Source organism: Streptomyces sp. NPDC102451, from assembly GCF_044765485.1.
Classification (GTDB): Bacteria; Actinomycetota; Actinomycetes; order Streptomycetales; family Streptomycetaceae; genus Streptomyces.
In genome coordinates this window covers 731,275-746,439 of record NZ_JBIWKD010000001.1, presented here as the reverse complement: position 1 = coordinate 746,439, position 15,165 = coordinate 731,275, and the positions used below count along the sequence as shown (strand labels likewise).

Sequence of the window (15,165 nt, the reverse complement as noted above, 5' to 3'; positions counted from 1 at the left end):
CCGGCGGCTGGTCACGCTCCGGGCCCCGTCCAGGCGGGGTGGTGCGGGTCGTCGGCGCGTACGACCGTGTCCGCGCGTCCGGCCGGGCCCACCTCTTCCTCGTACCGCGCGAAGGCGGGGAGCGTCCAGCGCTCGCTCTCCCCGGTGCGCCGTCGCAGCGCTCCCGGCGAGAGGCTCAGATGTACGGCGAGGTCGAACGGGAACCAGTGCCCGAGGAGCAGCGGACCGTGCAGGATGAGCACCCCGCCCTCGGGAAGCACCTGGTAGGGGCTGCGGGTCGCCCGGTCCGTCACGGGGTTCCAGAGATCGGGCAGGATCCGGCCGCTGCCGCCGGGTTCCAGCGGACGGAACACCTCCCGCCACAGCGCGCCGGTGTCGAACCAGCTGTCGGCGTACGAGTCCGGGTCCTCCTTGCCGTATTCGTAGCGCAGGCTGGCCGGGCGCAGGAAGCCGCCCGTGGAGACGGTGAGCACCGGGCGCCCGCGCGCCCGCAGTGCCTCGGCGAGGTGCGCGGCGAGATCTTCGGGGCGGGCGGCCGGAGCGCTGTCCACGCCGATCCTGAGCCAGGGCCCGCCGTCGGCCGGTGCCGTCCCGTCGGCACGCCCGGCCAGGGCTTCGGCCAGCCGTTCCCAGGTGATCGGTTCGAATCGCACGCGTCCATCATCGCCCCGCGGCCGGTCAGAGCCGGGTGCCCCTGGCCCGTAGCAGCTCGGTGATCTTCCGGACGAGTTCCTCGTCGTTCTTCGCGGACACCCCGGGAGCGGTGGTGTCGGACACCAGGTCGTCGAGCCGCTCGGCGGTCCGGAAGTCGTAGGCCCGCTCCTCCTCGTCGCCGGGGACGTTGTCGTACGCGTCCCTCGCGCGGAAGCCGACCGTCATGTCGACGGCCTTCGCGATGATCCAGGTCAGGATGAAGGAGAACGCGATGACGGAGACGATCGCGACGAGCTGTTTGCCCAGCAGGGCCCAGCCGCCGCCCTCGAAGAGACCCTTCTGGCCGCTGATCCGCGCCGTGGCGAAGAGACCGACCATGATCAGCCCGATGAACCCGCCGACCCCGTGCACCCCGACCACGTCGAGGGTGTCGTCCACGCCGAAGCGGTACTTGAGCGTGATCGCGAAGGCGCAGACCGCGCCCACGACGAGTCCGGTGACGACGGCGCCCAGGGTGTCGATCTCACCGCAGGCGGGCGTGATGGCGACCATGCCCGCGACGGCGGACGAGACGACGCCCATGGTGGTCACCTTGCCGGTGCGCCACTTCTCGACCAGCGGCCAGGTGACCATGGCGCCCGCGGCGCCCAGCTGGGTGTTGATGAACGCGGCGGCGGCGGTGCCCTGGTCGCTGAGCGCGGAACCGGAGTTGAAGCCGAACCAGCCGAACCAGAGGAGCCCGGCGCCGATCACGACGAGCGGGATGTTGTTGGGCCGCTCCTCCCGGCGGGCGAAGTCGCGCGGTGCCCGCAGCACGAGTGCCACGGCCAGGCCCGCGACCCCGGAGTTGAGCTCCACCGGCAGCCCCCCGGCGAAGTCGAGCGCGCCGAGGTGCTTGACGATCCAGCCGTCCTGGTCGAACACCCAGTGGGCGAGCGGGACGTAGACGATCAGCAGCCACAGGACGACGAAGACGAGCCAGCCCTTCATCGTGGCGCGGTCGGCGATCGAGCCGCTGATCAGCGCGACGGTGATGATGGCGAAGCCCATCTGGAACGTGCTGTAGATGTACGTGGGGATGTGGCCGGTGAGCGAGGTCAGCCCGACGTCGTGCATGAACACGTGGTCGAGGTTGCCGATGAGTCCCGCGCCGCCGACATCGGGGCCGAACGCCAGCGTGTAGCCGATCACCCACCACAGGAGCGTGCCGAAGGCGAGCGCGGCGAAGCTCATCTTGATCATCATCAGGACGTGCCTGGTGCGCACCATGCCGCCGTAGAAGAACGCCAGTCCTGGCGTCATCAGCAGCACCATGGCGGTGGAGGCGAGCAGCCAGGCGGTGTCCCCGGAGTCGTACGCGGGTGGCATCGGCGCGGGAGCGGTGTTCATCGGCGGTACCTCGTGGGTGTCGTCGGGGCGGGGGAGGTGCGCGCTACGGCTTGCGGGTGGGCGGCGCCGGCCTGCCGGTGAGGAGCCGGTGCACGGCGTGCCAGGCGGCGGTGTGCGCGGCGGCGACCCGCACGGGGCTGTCGTCCAGGAGCCGGAGCCAGGCACCGCAGTCCCGCGGCAGCACGCTCACCCCGTACAGGACCCCGTGTCCGGCCAGGGCCGTGTGGAGGGTGTCGGCGATCTCGGAGGCCGGGGCCCGGTCACTGACGACGTAGAGCGAGGAGACGTGGTCGTGGCCGGCGAACGTCCCGGGGCCCACGACGCCCGGCCCCCTCGTCGCCGCGCCCGTGTCCAGGCGCAGGGTGTCGATGGCGAGCGGTGTGCCGTCGGGCCGGGTGATGTGCAGATCCGCCGCGACGACCCGGTAGTCGTGGCGCTCCCCGCGGGCGAGCCGGCCGGCCGTGACGGTGTCGCCGAGGAGGACGGTGGCACCGGGGGCGACCGTGACCTCGGTGCGCTGGTAGAACCGGGCGTCCTTGAACGGGATCACGGGGTCCGGCAGGTACTCGACGTAGGAACCCTCCTCCGCCGTGATGTGCACGCGCTGGCTCGCGTAGTCGTGCTCCATCCGGAAGACCTTGGTGGCGGCCTGGGTGGTGAGGTGGACCTCGCTGCCTGGGCCGCAGCGGAAGTCCATCCGGTAGCGGTCCGCCTGGGCGATGCCGCCGCCGGTCGCCATCAGGCAGACGTAGGTCATGCCGGGCATGGCGGGGTCGGTCCACAGCGGCCGCATGATCTGCAGGGGTGACTTCTGGTAGCGCTCGACGAGTTCGGTGCGCCCACCCCGTACCGCGAAGGCCAGGTCCAGGATGCCCACCTTGGCCGGGGAGCCGGGGGCGAGCGTGTCCGGTACGGAGGCCAGGGCCGCCACCTCCGGGGGGAGGCGTACGGCGCTGTAGTAGCCGGGGTCGAGCCGGTCGGGCCTGGTCCGGAGCGGGGTGGGCGGCACGTCAGATCAGCACCTTGCGGCGTGATTCGATGTAGCCGAGGACGTCGTCGACGCCGACGCCGGTCAGACAGTCCGTGAGCACGACCGGGCGGTTCTCCCGCACCCGGTGGGCGTCGGATTCCATGATGCCGATGTCGGTGCGTACGTACTTGGCGATGTCGATCTTGTTGATGACGAGCAGGTCGGAGTCGGTGATGCCCGGGCCGCGCTTGCGGGGCATCTTCTCCCCCTCGGCGGTGTCCAGGACGAAGAGGAAGATGTCGACGAGGGCGGGGCTGAAGGTGAGCGTGAGGTTGTCGCCGCCGGACTCGTAGAAGAGCGTGTCCGTGTCGGGGAAGCGCTCCAGCATCTCCGCACCGGCCGCGAGGTTCATCGTGGGGTCGTCGCGCACCGCCGTGTGCGGGCAGGCTCCCGTCTCGACGCCGACGACGCGCTCGGGTTCGAGGATCCCCTCCAGGGTGCGCCGGATGTGCTGGGCGTCCTCCTGGGTGTAGATGTCGTTGGTGATGACCGAGGGGCGGCGGCCGCTCCTGATCAGCAGCGGCACCAGCGCCTCGATGAGCGCGGTCTTGCCGGATCCGACGGGTCCGCCGATGCCGACCCGCAGTACGTTGTCGTCCATGGTGCTCCCTGGCTCGTGTGGGGGGTGAGTGTGTTCAGCTGGCGAAGAGCCGGGCCTCGGCGCGTTCATGACGGCCCGACATGATGTCCGAGGCGAAGACGGTGGCACCGACGTCGGGCAGCTCCCGGCGCAGTGCCGCCTCGACGGCCTCCTCGATGACGGGGGCGGCTCCGTGGAGCAGGGTCTGCGCCTTGCGGTGGTCGGTGAGCCGCAGGCGGAGCGCGGCTCCCGCGAAGCTCGCGCAGAAGGCGAAGAGGTCCGAGGCGACGGCCTGCCGGACCGGTACGCCGGTCGCCGCGTAGATGACTCCGGCCGCCACCGCCTGGGTTCCGGGGGCCTCGCGGCGTACGACACGGGCGAAGTAGGCGCCGATCTCCGGCCGGTCGAAGACCTCGCTCGCCAGGTCGAGGAGCTGCCGTCCGGTCCGGGTGGCCGCCTGGCGCATCTCCCGTCCCAGTTTGGTGGCGAAGAGGTGTTCGTCGACGGCGGCCACGGCGTCCGGGTCTCCCGCCCGGCAGGCGCGGTGGGCGAGTGCGAGCGCGGTGGCGTCGGCCGGGCCGACGCCGTGCAGCACCAGGGATTCCAGCAGCCGGGGCAGGGAGTCGGAGTCGACCGCCTTGGCGTGGGCGAATCCCTCCAGGCTGTGCGACAGCGTGTAGAAGCCGCTCGGGAACGCCGAGTCGGTCAGCTGGAGACTGACCAGCAGGTGTCCGAGCCCGGTCGCCGTGGCCGGTGTCCCCGGGGCGGCTCGCGCGCCGGGCCCGGGGCCCATGGTGTCGCTCTCCTCCTGGTACACCGCCTAGACCAGGAAGAACAGGTGGTTGAGGGGGAGCTTCTCGGCGGGGTCGATGGTGGCGACCTTGCCGTTGAGGGTGACCTTGAACGTCTCGGGGTCGACCTTGATGTGCGGCAGCGCGTCGTTGCGGACCATGTTGTGCTTGCCGATGGTCCGGGTGCGCAGCACGGGCAGGACCTTCCGCTCCAGGCCGAGCTCGGCGGGGACGTCGGCGGCGATGCCCGCCTGCGACATGAACGTGACGTGCGTGGCCTGCTGGGCCTTGCCGAACTGGCCGAACATCGGGCGGTAGATCACGGGCTGCGGGGTCGGCAGCGAGGCGTTGGGGTCGCCCATCTGTGCCCAGGAGACGATGCCGCCCTTGATCACCATCTTCGGCTTGGCACCGAAGGAGTGGATGGGCCAGAGCACGATGTCCGCGATCTTGCCCTTCTCGATGGAGCCCACGTGGTCCGAGATGCCGGTGGCGATCGCCGGATTGATGGTGACCTTCGCGAGGTAGCGCAGGACCCGCTGGTTGTCGTTGCGCTCGGAGTCGCCCTCCAGCGGACCGAGCTTGTCCTTGCAGTGGTGGGCGGTCTGGAAGGCACGGGTGACCGATTCGCCGACCCGGCCCATGGCCTGCGAGTCGGAGGAGAACATGCTGATCACACCGAGGTCGTGGAGCACCGTCTCGGCGGCAATGGTCTCGGCGCGGACCCGGCTGTCGGCGAAGGAGACGTCCTCGGGGATGTCATGGCTGAGGTGGTGACAGACCATCACCATGTCCAGCAGCTCGTCCACGGAGTTCTTGGTGTACGGCAGCGTCGGGTTGGTCGAGGACGGCAGGACGTTGGGCTCCCCCGCCACCCGCATGATGTCGGGGGCGTGACCGCCGCCCGCGCCTTCGCTGTGGAAGGTGTGGATGGTGCGTCCGTCGATCGCCGAGCGGGTGTCCTCGAAGAATCCGCCCTCGTTGAGGCTGTCCGTGTGGATGGCGACCTGGACGTCGTGCTCGTCGGCGACGTTCAGGGCGTTGTCGATCACGGCGGGGGTGGCGCCCCAGTCCTCGTGGACCTTCAGGGCGCAGGCTCCGGCGACGACCTGCTCGTTCAGCGCCTCGGGAAGGCTGCCGTTGCCCTTGCCCATGATGCCGACGTTGACCGGGATGCTCTCGGCGGCCTGGAGCAGCTTGCCGATGTTGTACGGCCCGGGGGTGCAGGTGGTGCCGTTGGAGCCGTCGGTCGGGCCGGTGCCGCCGCCGATGAGCGTGGTGATGCCGTTGGTGAGGGCCTGCTCGGCCTGCTGGGGCGCGATCAGGTGGACGTGGGTGTCGATGGCGCCCGCCGTGGCGATGAGGTGCTCGCCGGCGATGGCCTCTGTGCCGGGCCCGATGATCAGGCCCGCGTGGACCTTGTCCTGGGTCTGCGGGTTGCCGGACTTGCCGATGTCGACGATGAAGCCGTCCTTGATCCCGATGTCGCACTTCACGACGCCGACGACCGGGTCGATGACCACGACATTGGTGATGACGGTGTCGAGGGCGCCCTGGGCGCTGGTGGCCTGGGGGTCTGAGGCCATGCCGTCGCGCATGGTCTTGCCACCGCCGTAGAGGACCTCGTCCCCGTACTGGCCCTCGCTGTAGTCCTTCTCGACCTCGACGACGAGGTTGGTGTCGCCGAGGTGGAAACGGTCGCCGACCGTCGGACCGAACATGTCGGTGTACTGCTTGCGCGGCAGGATGGGCATCAGCGCGAACCCTTCTTCTGCTTGGTGTCCTTCTGTTTCCTGGGCTTGTCCGTGCTCGTGCCGCCGCTCCCGCCCGCGGTGGGCCTGCCCGCCGTGCTCTCCTCCGCGCCGGCGAAGCCCCGTTCGATGGCCTTGCGCACGGCCTCGACCCGGGCGGGGTGCGATACGAGGCTGCCGTTGAGCAGCCCGCTGAAGCCGACCAGCCGCCCGGTGCCGGCGTACTCGCACAGCTCGACCTCGCGCGTACCACCGGGTTCGACGCGTACAGAGGTGCCGGCGGGGATGTTGAGGTGCATGCCCAGCGCCTTCTGCCGGTCGAACGACAGCGCGGAGTTGACCTCGAAGAAGTGGTAGTGCGACCCGATCTGGATCGCGCGGTCGCCGGTGTTCTCGACGGTGAGCCGGGTGGTCCGGCGGCCGGCGTTGATCTCGATCGGATCCTCGCCGTACAGGTACTTCTGGCGGAATGTCATGCGGTGCTCCTGGTGAGGTGGCCCGCTCCATGGCCGTGCGGGTGGCCGTGCGGGTGCGGGTGGGGATGTCCGTGGTCGTGCCCCTCCCCCGGGGGGTGCGTGTGGGAGTGGCCGTGGTCGTCGGCGGCGGTGAGTCCGGTCGCGATGCCGTCGTCCCGCCCCCGGCTCCAGCGCAGCCCGGCGTCGGCCACCCGTTCGGCGAGGACCCGGGCCAGTGCCGCGCGGGACACCGTCGGCCCGGCGGACGTGACCTCGGTGCCCGGCACCACGGGGAGCTCCGGGAGGTGGAACGCCGCGGGCAGCAGCGTCACCCGGGAGGCGCCGAGCATGCCGCAGCGCCTCACTCCCCCGGCGGGATCCGGGTCGCCGCCGGTCAACGCGACCTCGACCAGGCGATGGCTGCCGTAGCCGTGGACCAGCCGTGCGATCCGGTAGAGCTCGGCGTCGTCGAACAGTCCGCCGGCCGGGGCGGTGACGAGCAGCGCCGAGGTTCCCGGTGTGCGGGCGGCCGCCGCCCGCAGCCAGGCGACCAGATGCCGCCCGGTTCCGAACGGCTCCGCGAGGAGGGTCCCGGAGGTCTGTCCGGCGGGCAGCGCGCGCAGCGTGCGCGCGGTGTCCGCGACGAGTTCGGGGTCCCTGCCCAGGGTCATCGGGACGACGCACGCCTGCTCGCCCGAGCGTCTCAGGCCGGCCAGGGCGCGGATCAGCTCGCGTCCGCCGGGAACGACGAGCACCTCGGGACCCGCGAGGTCGCGCAGCGCTTCACCGTCGCCGGCCTCATGGCCGTACACGGCGACGACGCGGCGGCGGTCCGTCATGTCTCAGCCCCCGATGGGGTCGTGACAGGAGACGAGTTTGGTGCCGTCCACGAAGGACGCCTCGACCTGCAGCAGCCCGAGCATCTCGCGTACGCCCGGCATGGTGTCGTCCTCGCCGACGATCTGCCGGCCGAGTTCCATGCAGTCGGCGACACTCCTGCCGTCGCGGGCCGCCTCCAGAATGGCCTCGGTGATCAGCGCGACGGACTCGCTGTAGTTGAGCTTGAGCCCACGGCCCTGACGTTTGCGGGCCAGGTCGGCGACCACGTACACCAACAGCTTGTCGATCTCGCGGGGGGCGAGGTTCATCGTCGGTACCTTCCTCAGGATGGGGGGACGAGTGGTTCAGGCGCTGCGGCGAAGGCGCGGCAGCAGAGGGACCGCTGCCATGAGCGCCCAGGTGGTGAGGATGAACGGCCAGGTGAAGGTGTGGCCGCCGAAGGGTTTGAACAGGGAGGTCAGTGACGCCGTGAGGCCGGTGGTGGCCGCGGCTCCGAAGAGCGCGTAGACGCCGTTGGCGACCGTGCCGGCGAGGAAGACCGCGCCGAGGGCGATGGCGACCAGGACGGCGTTGTAGCCGTAGATGCCTTGGGCGATCTGGGCGGTCGGGGCGCCGAGTGCCCAGGCGGCCACGATGCCCATGACGCTGCCGGCGGCCGCGTACAGGAGGACCCGTACGCCGGCGAAGGCCAGCCCGACGAGCATGATGAGCCCGACGTACCACTCGTCGACCAGGAAGATCTGCGACACGTTGGTGAAGAAGGCGTGCCACAGGTCGCTCCAGGAGATCCCGGTGTCCCCGGAGGTCGGGTTGGAGACCTCTTCGGGGGCGCCGTGCCAGATCCGGCCGAAGGAGGGGGCGCCGAGCACCATGACGCCTGAGACCAGGCAGAACGGCGCGGTGAGGGCGGTCAGTCCGTACGGCGCGAGCAGAGTGGTCAGCGTCGCGGTGAGGAGGGTGCACATGATCGCGCCGACGACGGCCAGCACATAGGTGGCGGGGTGGTGCCCGAGGTAGGTGACCAGCGCGATTCCGGTGAGGCAGCCGCAGTACCCCTGGAGGCCGAGGGCGATGTTCGACCGGTCCGCACCCAGCGCGTAGGCGGTGGCTGTGGAGATCAGGGTGCCCAGGGTCGCGAAGAGGCCGATCTGCCAGCCGGCGCTCCACAGCGCGGCGAGGATGAGGACGCCGGTCCAGAGGAGGGGCTGGAGGTCGACCTGGCCCACCCCGCGGACCGACGCCAGAAGGAAACCGGAGGGTTCTTTCCTCTGCAGCTTTCCGACGATGTCCGGTTCGGCGACAGGCACGGGTGGCTCCAGCCTTCGAAAGGAGAACGTGCGAATGAGCCCGTGCCTCTTACAAGGATCTGTATGGACATGGGCGCCATGCCCAGGAAATGCCATCTGCCGGGTATCGACGACTTCGGGTGCGCCGTTCGAGCCGCACGTCCCACCACGACCGCGCCCTGCGCGGATAGCCCGATTCATCCCCATACGGTGTCGGCATGCTCCAGAAGATGGCTCTGCACGCCCGCACACACCCGGACCACCACCCCGGCGTCCAGCGCTCCGTCGTGGCCGCGGTCGCGGTCGGCGGCGCCGCCGGAGCCGCGGCCCGCTACGGTGCCGAGCTGCTGTGGCCCACCGGCCCGACGGCCTTTCCCTGGACGATCCTGCTGGTCAACGCGGTGGGCTGCTTCCTGATGGGCATCCTCATGGTGACCCTCAAGCTGCGCTTCCCCTCGGCCCCCCGGCTTGTCAGCCCTCTTCTGGGCACCGGGGTCCTCGGCGGTTTCACCTCGTTCTCGCACTACACGGACGGGGTGCGCCAGTTGTTCGAGGCGGACCGGCCCGGCTACGCGACGGGCAGCCTCCTGCTGACGGTGGTGGCCGCTCTCGCGGGGGTGACGGCGGGCGCTCTGGTCGCCCACGCGGTGTTCAGGGGCGGCTATCGCACGCAGGACGGTGCGTGATGTCGGCCGACTGGCTGCTCGTGCTCGCCGGGGCGCTCGTCGGGGCGCCGGTGCGCTATCTGCTCGGCGTCGACGCCAAGTACCGCCTCGGTGGCTCCTTCCCCTGGGGAACGCTCGCGGCGAACGCGGCCGCCTGCCTGGTGCTGGGATTCGTCGCCCAGGGCGCCACGGACGGCGAGCTGGGATCGCGGCTCCAACTGCTGCTGGCGACCGGCTTCTGCGGTGCCCTGTCGACGTGGTCGACCTTCTCCTACGAGCTCCTGACGCTCACCTCGGCTCGCAGACTGGCGGTGGCCGGGGGATATCTGCTGCTCAGCGTGGGTGCGGGGCTCGGGCTCTCGTTCGCCGGAGCGGCGGTGGCGAACGCGCTCCTGTGACCTCCTGCGACCGTGGATCCGGCGGCCGCGACCGCTGGATCCGGCGGCCGGAACCAGAGGAAAACCACTCCCGTGCGCCGGGGCGTTGGCGCATGATGCTCCGTATGGATCTCGCCTTCGCCCGTCGGTTCGCTGCCCGTTGGCAGGACGACTGGAACTCCCATGACCTGGACCGCATCCTCGCGCACTACCACGACGACGTGACGTTCAGCTCGCCGATGATCGCCCGGCTGACGGACGACCCGGCCGGCACCGTGCACGGCAAGGCGGCCCTGCGCGCGTACTGGGCGCAGGGGCTGGAACGGATCCCGGACCTCCGGTTCGAGGTGATGGACGTGAGGGCGAGCGTCGACGCGCTGGTCATCGACTACCGCAACCAGATCGGCGGCCGGGTGAGCGAGGTGCTGACCTTCCGGGACGGCCTGGTCGTGGCGGGCTTCGGCGCCTACGGCGACACCCCCGCCAACTGACCGCTCCCCAGGGCTACCGCACGCCCGGGCAGTGCGCCGCGGCGGCGTCGTCGGAGAGTGCGCTGCCCTCGGGGAGCAGGTACGTCACCCACAGGACGACGGGTTCCGTACCGAGGTTGCGTCCGATGTGCCGGTGGTCGGCCCCGGAGGGTTCGATGAAGGACGTCCCGGCGGGCGTCACCTCGACCGAGCAGTCGTCGAGGGTCCTGGTGAGTGTCCCGGACTTGACGACGGCGATCAGCTGCCCTTTGTGGGTGTGCCAGCCGGTGGAGCCGCCGGGCTCCACGGTGATCTCCCGGAAGGTGACGTCCGTACGGCCCCGCGGGGTCTTCACCTTGAGCTTGCCCTCGGAGGTGCCCTTCGCGACGACGGTGCCGCTCACTCCGCTGCCCGGCGTGGCGACCGCCGCCGCCGGCACGAGGCCCAGCGCGGCCACGCAGACACCCACGAGCAGGATCTTGCGCAGCGTGCTTCGCCGCCCCGCGCCCGTCCCGCCGTTCCCGTTCTTCGCTCCGACCACGCCGCCGAACCTCATGAAGGACTCCTCAGCATCCGCCCGATGAACGCCTCTACGCTACCGGCGAGTTGGGCGGGAGGAGTCGGGGACGCGGGCTTTGGCCCCCACGGAGTTCGTCGGCGAGCGCCCCTTCGCCGAGCACCTCGACCCGGCCCTCCTTGACGGCCTCCGCGAGGGTGCTCCCACCGCGTCCGACCGCCAGGACGGCGTCCGCGTCCAGGACGAGACACGCGTCCGGGTGACCGGCGGGGCCGTATCCGTACGCCGCACCGCCCGTCGCCTCAGCCCCGGTGCGGATGTGGAACTCCCCCTCGGGGAGCCGCACTTCGATGACCCCGCTGTGGGTGAGGCCGTCCAGGGCCCGCAGCAGCGGCAGGGCGAACCAGTGAGCCCTGACCGCGTCCGTGGGGCGGCGCTCACCCAGCCCGGGCGCACCCCACGCGGCGAGCGCGGTGAGCACCGGGAGCAGTCCGCGGCCGTGCTCGGTCAGTTCGTAGACGGCGGCGGCCGCAGGAGGAGGCAGGCGGCGGCGCACCGCCAGGCCGCCCTGTTCCATGTCCTTGAGCCTGGAGGCCAGCACGTCCGTGCTGACTCCGGGCAGATCGGCGTGCAGATCCGTGTAGCGGCGCGGTCCGGCCAGCAGTTCACGGACGATCAGCAGGGTCCACCGGTCGCCGACGGAGTCGAGGGCACGGGCGGTGGCGCAGAACTGGTCGTAGCTCCGGCGGCGGGCGGGGCGTGCGGGCTGCTGCTGACGTGGCATGCGACGCAGTCTAGACATGTTGTTGGACTTTCCAAGCCCGGGCTTGGTAAAACCAAGTACCGCAATATGTGTCGGGGAGGCACCGCATGGAGTTCCGGCAGTCCAGCAAGCTCAACGAGGTCTGTTACGAGATCCGGGGGCCGGTCATCGAGCAGGCCAACGCCCTGGAGGAGGCGGGCCACAGCGTGCTCCGTCTCAACACCGGCAATCCGGCGCTCTTCGGCTTCGAGGCGCCGGAGGAGATCGTCCAGGACATGATCCGGATGCTCCCCCAGGCACACGGCTACACCGACTCGCGCGGCATCCTGTCCGCGCGCCGCGCCGTCGCGCAGCGCTATCAGGCGATGGGGCTGACCGATGTCGACGTGGACGACATCTTCCTCGGCAACGGGGTCTCCGAGCTGATCTCCATGGCAGTGCAGGGGCTCCTGGAGGACGGCGACGAGATCCTGATCCCGAGCCCCGACTATCCGCTGTGGACCGCCGTCACCACCCTCGCCGGCGGGAAGGCGGTGCACTACACCTGCGACGAGGGGGCGGACTGGAACCCCGACCTCGCCGACATGGCCTCGAAGATCACCGACCGTACCCGGGCCATGGTGATCATCAACCCGAACAACCCGACGGGCGCCGTCTACCCCCGCGAGGTCCTCGACGGCATGCTCGGCCTGGCGCGCAGGCACGGGCTGATGGTGTTCGCCGACGAGATCTACGACCAGATCCTGTACGACGACGCCGAGCACCACAGCGTGGCGGTGCTCGCTCCCGATCTGCTCTGCCTCACCTTCAGCGGGCTCTCCAAGACGTACCGCGTCGCCGGATTCCGCTCGGGCTGGATGGTGGTGTCGGGCCCCCAGCAGCACGCCCGCAGCTATCTGGAGGGGCTGACCATGCTCGCCTCGATGCGGCTGTGTCCCAACGCCCCCGCGCAGTACGCGATCCAGGCCGCGCTCGGCGGCCGGCAGTCGATCCGGGAGCTCGTCGCCCCGGGCGGCAGGCTCCATGAGCAGCGCGACCGGGCCTGGGAGCGGCTCAACGAGATCCCCGGGGTGTCGTGCGTGAAGCCGAAGGGGGCGCTGTACGCCTTCCCGCGCATCGACCCGAAGGTCCACCGCATCGTCGACGACGAACGCTTCGTCCTGGACCTCCTGCTGCGGGAGAAGATCCAGGTGGTGCAGGGCACCGGCTTCAACTGGCCGCGCCCGGACCACTTCCGCATCCTCACCCTTCCGCACGCCGACGACCTGGACGCGGCGATCAGCCGCATCGGCCGCTTCCTGAACGGATACCGTCAGTGACCTGTGGGACCTGTCGTACGCCCGTGCACACGCAGTTCGCCTCGGCCGGTCTCGTGGAGGCGATCGTGGAGGGCGGGCTCGACCCGGCCGAGGACCCCCGCTGGGCGGACTCGGGCGCGGTCTCGCCCGCCGAGTACGCGCGCTGGGCTGGCCATCTGTGCGGGATGACCTGTCTGCGGATGGCGCTCGGCACCGGCGCGCCGTCCCTGTTCGCCCTGCGGGACGGTGCGTTGACGTACGAGGCGTACACCGAGGGTCCCGACGGCGTGATCAAGGGCCTGGTCTACGCCCCCTTCGCCCGGTACGTGTCCAAGGTCCACGGCCTCGACGCGGTCGTCCACCGGGACCTCTCCCCCGCCGGGATCCTGGACCTGCTGGACGCGGGCCGGCTGGTGATGGCCTCCGTGCACTAAGGGATCCGGCACCCGGAGCAGCCGGCGCCGGGGCGCGGCGGACATCTGGTGCTGCTGACCTCCCGGACGGCCGACGGGGCCGGTGTCCACTTCCACAACCCGTCGGGGACGACGGCCGGGACGCGGGCGGCCGACCTTCCGCTGCCGGTCTTCGAGCGCTTCTTCGCGGGCCGTGGGGTCTGCCTCCCCGGCCTCCCGGCGACAGGCGTGTAGCGGCTCACCATTACGGGTGGTTCGGCCCGGTTCGGGATGTCCCGCCGTGTGGGCGCGGGGCTCCCGTGCCACGGTGGGCGCCGACCTCGCCCGACCGTTCCTGGGAGTGTGCCTTGCACCGTCCGCGTACACAGCCGAAGCCGCGTCCGATGCGTTCCGGCAGGCGCACCGCGCTCATGACCGCCGCCGCGGCCTGTGCCGTGCTGGCCGGGGGGACGCCGATCGCGTACGCCACCCTCGGCGGTGAGGTGCCCCCGGCCGCGGCGGCCCCCGCCGCACGGGGCGCGGCGTATGTCGAGACCCGTCTCTTCTTCGGCACGGAACGCCCCGACGGTGGGCCGGCAGTGACGGAGGCGCAGTTCCGGTCGTTCATCGACCGCAAGGTGACTCCGAGCTTCCCCGGCGGCCTCACGGTCCAGGAGGGCCGGGGGCAGTGGCGTGACTCCAACGGGGTGATCGAGCGGGAGCGTTCGTACGAACTGATCCTGCTGTACCCGGCGTCGGAGGCCCGCCTGCGCGACCCGCAGATCGAGCGGATCCGCTCGGCGTACGAGAAGGCCTACGCCCAGGACTCGGTGGCCCGGCTCGACGAACGCACCCTCGCCGACTTCTGAGTCCCGGACATCGTCCGGTCTGCCCGTTCGGCGCCCTCTCCCCGGCTGCTCAGCGCCTGTTCAGCAGCCGGGCGAGGCCTTGCACCCCGGCCGCGACGACCGGGAACAGCGCCAGTCCGGCGGCGGCCGACCGCCCTCCCCCGACGGGGACCCCGGCCGCCGCGAGCCGTCGTACGGCCCAGACCGAGTACGGGATGACGACCAGCGGGGCGGTGGCGGCACCCGGGGTGTAGCCGCGGTAGGCGGCGGACTGCGCCAGGTGGACCGCTCCGTGCAGCCCGAATCCGAACAGGACGGTCCCGAAGAAGGGGCTGCGGCCCCCCGTGCGCGCACCGGCCGCCGAAGCCGCGGCGACCACCCCGGCCATGAGGCCGATGGCGGTGTTCACCTCGCGCTGCGAGAGATCCATCCGCTGCCACACCGCGTCCGGCACCCGCGGGAAGCGTTCCTGGAGCCGGGGCCGGGCCGCCGCGGCCCACCGGGCCATGGTGGCCAGTTCCTCCGCGTCGTGCACCGCCCATGCGGCGAACAGCCCCCAGGTCACCGCACCTGACACCGCTTTCCCTGCCATGTCCGCCCCCTTGCCGTTCGGTGACGCGCTGTTCCGACGTCGCGTCACCTGCCGGCCCCGGGCCGGTACGACGCCGTCCTCACAGTATTCGCTACTGTTCCGCAGCCGGGTCCATGGGCCGGCGCCACGGACGGACACGAGCAGGGGAGCAGTCGACATGGGCGCGGCCATACGTCACTTCACCGCCATCGGCCCCGGGGACCAGGTGTTCACGGTCAACATCGAGCGGGACTTCCGGTACGACCCGTACCGCGACTTCCTCGACTGCGCGCACTGCGGCTGGTCCCCGTCCCTGCTGACCACGCGGAGGACCGACGCCATGGCCTGGGAGCACCTGGCGGACTCCCACGGGGCCACCCGCGGACGGAGCGACCAGGAGAACGAGTCCTTCAGGAAGGCGCGTTGGGTGGTGCTCCCGCTGTGCGCGGTCCTGATCGTCGTCCTGCTGATGCTCGTGCAGAGCTGAC

General features: G+C 71.0%; 19 protein-coding genes and 1 pseudogene. 7 read left to right on the top strand and 13 right to left on the bottom strand.

From position 1 onward, the window contains the following. Window positions 1-11: 11 nt before the first annotated feature. From ACIRD8_RS03515 to ACIRD8_RS03470, 10 genes are read right to left on the bottom strand one after another with little or no spacing between them, the layout of a single operon-like run. On the bottom strand, window positions 12-653 hold the full coding sequence (locus ACIRD8_RS03515) for a uridine kinase (protein WP_403985502.1): 642 nt from the start codon (window positions 651-653) through the stop codon (window positions 12-14). 25 nt (window positions 654-678) lie between these two features. Next, entirely contained in the window at window positions 679-2,043 is a 1,365-nt protein-coding gene (locus ACIRD8_RS03510; protein ID WP_403985500.1) for an ammonium transporter, read from the bottom strand. 43 nt (window positions 2,044-2,086) lie between these two features. Continuing rightward, entirely contained in the window at window positions 2,087-3,052 is a 966-nt protein-coding gene (locus ACIRD8_RS03505; protein WP_403985498.1) for an urease accessory protein UreD, read from the bottom strand. 1 nt (window position 3,053) lies between these two features. Further along, window positions 3,054-3,674, bottom strand: a complete 621-nt coding sequence (ureG, locus tag ACIRD8_RS03500) for an urease accessory protein UreG (RefSeq protein ID WP_030637895.1) — start codon at window positions 3,672-3,674, stop codon at window positions 3,054-3,056. A 34-nt stretch (window positions 3,675-3,708) separates the two neighbouring features. Next, window positions 3,709-4,470: an urease accessory protein UreF gene (locus ACIRD8_RS03495; protein WP_403985496.1), complete on the bottom strand. Its 762-nt coding sequence runs from the start codon at window positions 4,468-4,470 to the stop codon at window positions 3,709-3,711. 3 nt (window positions 4,471-4,473) lie between these two features. Next, the gene (gene ureC / locus ACIRD8_RS03490; protein WP_403985494.1) at window positions 4,474-6,198 is read right to left on the bottom strand and encodes an urease subunit alpha; all 1,725 of its coding nucleotides are present in this window, start codon (window positions 6,196-6,198) and stop codon (window positions 4,474-4,476) included. Next, a complete protein-coding gene (locus tag ACIRD8_RS03485) occupies window positions 6,198-6,671 on the bottom strand; it encodes an urease subunit beta (protein WP_403985492.1) in 474 nt (157 codons plus the stop codon). The genes ureC and ACIRD8_RS03485 overlap by 1 nt, the downstream gene beginning before the upstream one ends. Then, entirely contained in the window at window positions 6,668-7,489 is an 822-nt protein-coding gene (locus ACIRD8_RS03480) for a cobalamin biosynthesis protein CbiX (RefSeq protein ID WP_403985490.1), read from the bottom strand. Before ACIRD8_RS03480 ends, ACIRD8_RS03485 begins: the two co-directional genes overlap by 4 nt. Window positions 7,490-7,492: 3 nt before the next feature. Next, window positions 7,493-7,798, bottom strand: a complete 306-nt coding sequence (locus ACIRD8_RS03475) for an urease subunit gamma (protein WP_014156865.1) — start codon at window positions 7,796-7,798, stop codon at window positions 7,493-7,495. Between the two features lie 36 nt (window positions 7,799-7,834). Further along, on the bottom strand, window positions 7,835-8,797 hold the full coding sequence (locus ACIRD8_RS03470; RefSeq protein ID WP_403985488.1) for an urea transporter: 963 nt from the start codon (window positions 8,795-8,797) through the stop codon (window positions 7,835-7,837). A 197-nt stretch (window positions 8,798-8,994) separates the two neighbouring features. Between ACIRD8_RS03470 and ACIRD8_RS03465 the strand changes: the two genes are divergently transcribed. From ACIRD8_RS03465 to ACIRD8_RS03455, 3 genes are all read left to right on the top strand, one after another. After that, on the top strand, window positions 8,995-9,462 hold the full coding sequence (locus ACIRD8_RS03465) for a fluoride efflux transporter FluC (RefSeq protein ID WP_403985486.1): 468 nt from the start codon (window positions 8,995-8,997) through the stop codon (window positions 9,460-9,462). Further along, entirely contained in the window at window positions 9,462-9,839 is a 378-nt protein-coding gene (locus ACIRD8_RS03460; protein ID WP_403985484.1) for a fluoride efflux transporter FluC, read from the top strand. The genes ACIRD8_RS03465 and ACIRD8_RS03460 overlap by 1 nt, the downstream gene beginning before the upstream one ends. Before the next feature lie 104 nt (window positions 9,840-9,943). Next, on the top strand, window positions 9,944-10,309 hold the full coding sequence (locus ACIRD8_RS03455) for a nuclear transport factor 2 family protein (protein ID WP_403985482.1): 366 nt from the start codon (window positions 9,944-9,946) through the stop codon (window positions 10,307-10,309). A 13-nt stretch (window positions 10,310-10,322) separates the two neighbouring features. Here the strand turns inward: ACIRD8_RS03455 and ACIRD8_RS03450 are convergent, their stop codons facing one another. Both ACIRD8_RS03450 and ACIRD8_RS03445 read right to left on the bottom strand, forming a co-directional pair. Then, a complete protein-coding gene (locus ACIRD8_RS03450; RefSeq protein WP_403985480.1) occupies window positions 10,323-10,844 on the bottom strand; it encodes a cupin domain-containing protein in 522 nt (173 codons plus the stop codon). 34 nt (window positions 10,845-10,878) lie between these two features. Continuing rightward, complete coding sequence (locus ACIRD8_RS03445) at window positions 10,879-11,607, bottom strand: winged helix-turn-helix transcriptional regulator (protein WP_403985478.1); 729 nt, start codon at window positions 11,605-11,607, stop codon at window positions 10,879-10,881. Between the two features lie 68 nt (window positions 11,608-11,675). Here ACIRD8_RS03445 and ACIRD8_RS03440 point away from each other — a divergent pair, with 68 nt between their 5' ends. From ACIRD8_RS03440 to ACIRD8_RS03430, 3 genes and pseudogenes are all read left to right on the top strand, one after another. After that, a complete protein-coding gene (locus ACIRD8_RS03440; RefSeq protein ID WP_403985476.1) occupies window positions 11,676-12,887 on the top strand; it encodes a pyridoxal phosphate-dependent aminotransferase in 1,212 nt (403 codons plus the stop codon). Next, window positions 12,884-13,513 (top strand): annotated as a pseudogene (locus tag ACIRD8_RS03435) (peptidase). Before ACIRD8_RS03440 ends, ACIRD8_RS03435 begins: the two are co-directional and overlap by 4 nt. 149 nt (window positions 13,514-13,662) lie before the next feature. After that, a complete protein-coding gene (locus ACIRD8_RS03430) occupies window positions 13,663-14,127 on the top strand; it encodes a DUF3574 domain-containing protein (RefSeq protein WP_403985474.1) in 465 nt (154 codons plus the stop codon). Between the two features lie 49 nt (window positions 14,128-14,176). Here ACIRD8_RS03430 and ACIRD8_RS03425 read toward each other — a convergent pair whose 3' ends face one another. After that, window positions 14,177-14,698, bottom strand: a complete 522-nt coding sequence (locus ACIRD8_RS03425) for an HXXEE domain-containing protein (RefSeq protein ID WP_403985472.1) — start codon at window positions 14,696-14,698, stop codon at window positions 14,177-14,179. Between the two features lie 157 nt (window positions 14,699-14,855). Here ACIRD8_RS03425 and ACIRD8_RS03420 point away from each other — a divergent pair, with 157 nt between their 5' ends. Then, window positions 14,856-15,164 carry a hypothetical protein gene (locus ACIRD8_RS03420; RefSeq protein ID WP_403985470.1) on the top strand — a complete coding sequence of 103 codons (309 nt, stop codon included), beginning with the start codon at window positions 14,856-14,858 and terminating at the stop codon, window positions 15,162-15,164. The last annotated feature ends 1 nt before the right edge of the window (window position 15,165 follow it).

What these genes read in the sequence shown, in the direction of transcription:
- ACIRD8_RS03510 (WP_403985500.1), bottom strand. Translation starts at nt 2,043, where the DNA reads ATGAACACCGCTCCCGCGCCGATGCCACCCGCGTACGACTCCGGGGAC.
- ureG (WP_030637895.1), bottom strand. Translation starts at nt 3,674, where the DNA reads ATGGACGACAACGTACTGCGGGTCGGCATCGGCGGACCCGTCGGATCC.
- ureC (WP_403985494.1), bottom strand. Translation starts at nt 6,198, where the DNA reads ATGCCCATCCTGCCGCGCAAGCAGTACACCGACATGTTCGGTCCGACG.
- ACIRD8_RS03485 (WP_403985492.1), bottom strand. Translation starts at nt 6,671, where the DNA reads ATGACATTCCGCCAGAAGTACCTGTACGGCGAGGATCCGATCGAGATC.
- ACIRD8_RS03480 (WP_403985490.1), bottom strand. Translation starts at nt 7,489, where the DNA reads ATGACGGACCGCCGCCGCGTCGTCGCCGTGTACGGCCATGAGGCCGGC.
- ACIRD8_RS03475 (WP_014156865.1), bottom strand. Translation starts at nt 7,798, where the DNA reads ATGAACCTCGCCCCCCGCGAGATCGACAAGCTGTTGGTGTACGTGGTC.
- ACIRD8_RS03465 (WP_403985486.1), top strand. Translation starts at nt 8,995, where the DNA reads ATGCTCCAGAAGATGGCTCTGCACGCCCGCACACACCCGGACCACCAC.
- ACIRD8_RS03460 (WP_403985484.1), top strand. Translation starts at nt 9,462, where the DNA reads ATGTCGGCCGACTGGCTGCTCGTGCTCGCCGGGGCGCTCGTCGGGGCG.
- ACIRD8_RS03455 (WP_403985482.1), top strand. Translation starts at nt 9,944, where the DNA reads ATGGATCTCGCCTTCGCCCGTCGGTTCGCTGCCCGTTGGCAGGACGAC.
- ACIRD8_RS03450 (WP_403985480.1), bottom strand. Translation starts at nt 10,844, where the DNA reads ATGAGGTTCGGCGGCGTGGTCGGAGCGAAGAACGGGAACGGCGGGACG.
- ACIRD8_RS03445 (WP_403985478.1), bottom strand. Translation starts at nt 11,607, where the DNA reads ATGTCTAGACTGCGTCGCATGCCACGTCAGCAGCAGCCCGCACGCCCC.
- ACIRD8_RS03440 (WP_403985476.1), top strand. Translation starts at nt 11,676, where the DNA reads ATGGAGTTCCGGCAGTCCAGCAAGCTCAACGAGGTCTGTTACGAGATC.
- ACIRD8_RS03430 (WP_403985474.1), top strand. Translation starts at nt 13,663, where the DNA reads ATGCGTTCCGGCAGGCGCACCGCGCTCATGACCGCCGCCGCGGCCTGT.
- ACIRD8_RS03425 (WP_403985472.1), bottom strand. Translation starts at nt 14,698, where the DNA reads ATGGCAGGGAAAGCGGTGTCAGGTGCGGTGACCTGGGGGCTGTTCGCC.
- ACIRD8_RS03420 (WP_403985470.1), top strand. Translation starts at nt 14,856, where the DNA reads ATGGGCGCGGCCATACGTCACTTCACCGCCATCGGCCCCGGGGACCAG.